We start from the raw sequence: 1,369 nt of genomic DNA on the forward strand, positions 1-1,369 counted from the left end.
CTTGAAATGTATGCCTGCATCTCTTGAGGTGTGTTTATGATTATCTGTGCATCAGTTTTGGTTTGTTCATTGTCAAGCTCTTCATTTATCAAAAGAATCTTGGCNGTGGAATTTCTTCAAGAGCTTCTGCAAAATTTTGAACTACAAGCTGTTCTCTGCCTTCAATGGAAAGAGATCGTTTTCTTATCTCATTTGCAATTATCATCTCAGTCGAGCCTCCACCAGCTACTATTGATGGGTTGATAAAAAAATCCTTGAGGACAGTNAGCATTCTCTTAGAGTTTGCTCTCAGTAAGATAGTGACAGATTTTGGATTTTTGCATTCAGTTACAAATACCATCTTGTCATCACCTATGAATTTCTCATAGACCTTGCCTGCAAATCCCAAGTGTTCTTCAGTTATATTTTCAAGATTATTCACTATCAAGGCACCAGTTGCCTTTTCTAGCCAGTGAATATCGTTCTCTTTTACTCGACGAAGAGATATGATATTTGCCCTTGCGAGATACTGTAGTGCAAGTCGGCTAATTCCTTTCTGGGAGATAACTACATTTGCACCAGAGTTGATTATCCTCTGCGTTTTTTCTTTTACAGTATCACTTTCCCTTGAAATGTATGCCGACATCTCTTGAGGGGTGTTTATGGTTATCTGTGCATCAGTTTTGGTTCGTTCATTGTCAAGCTCTTCATTTATCAAAAGAATCTTGGCTTTCTCAAAGGATCTTGGCATGGAGGAACTGTCTATTGTCTTATCAATGACCACTCCCTTTACCAATTCAATATCTGAAGTATTTCCTGGTTTTTCTTCAATTTTTATGTCATCAATCTCAATTTTCCTGTCAACAAAATCTGCTATCATACAAAATGCATCGGTCACAAGCTCAGCTATAGATTTTTTTTCGCACAGTACGGAGATTGCTTTTGATCTAAGACAGGTATCAGCTAATTTTACCATGATGTCTCTGTTTTTATAACTAGAAGATTTTGCAATCGATCTTACAATCTGAAGAGCTTGCTCTGCAGCATTTTTGTATCCTATCTCAATTGTGGTCGGTGATATACCAAGATCCAATAATTTCTCAGCCCTTTCAAGCAAAGAACCTGCCAAAAGAACCACTGATATTGTTCCATCGCCTACCTCGTTGTCAACTGAGTTAGAAGCATCTATCATCACCTTGGCTGCAGGATGTTCGACATCTATCTTGCGTAACATTGTGGATCCATTCTTGGTCAGTGTGACCTCCCCTAGAAGATCAATGTACATTTTTTCAAATCCCCTTGGACCAAATGAGCTCTTGATTAGATCAGCGATTAATTTGCCAGCAAGTAGGTTGTATCTTCTTGCTTCGTCGCCTGTAGAATATTGTGT

Annotated in this window: 2 pseudogenes; both read right to left on the reverse strand. The window is 38.5% G+C overall.

What is annotated here, in order from left to right:
- Nucleotides 1-105: 105 nt before the first annotated feature.
- A pseudogene (locus DYY66_RS15625) lies at nt 106-265 on the reverse strand (TCP-1/cpn60 chaperonin family protein); the annotation flags it as partial.
- Between the two features lies 1 nt (nt 266).
- A pseudogene (locus DYY66_RS15630) lies at nt 267-1,369 on the reverse strand (TCP-1/cpn60 chaperonin family protein); the annotation flags it as partial.

This window comes from Candidatus Nitrosotalea sp. FS (assembly GCF_011319475.1).
In the GTDB taxonomy this organism is placed as follows: domain Archaea; phylum Thermoproteota; class Nitrososphaeria; order Nitrososphaerales; family Nitrosopumilaceae; genus Nitrosotalea.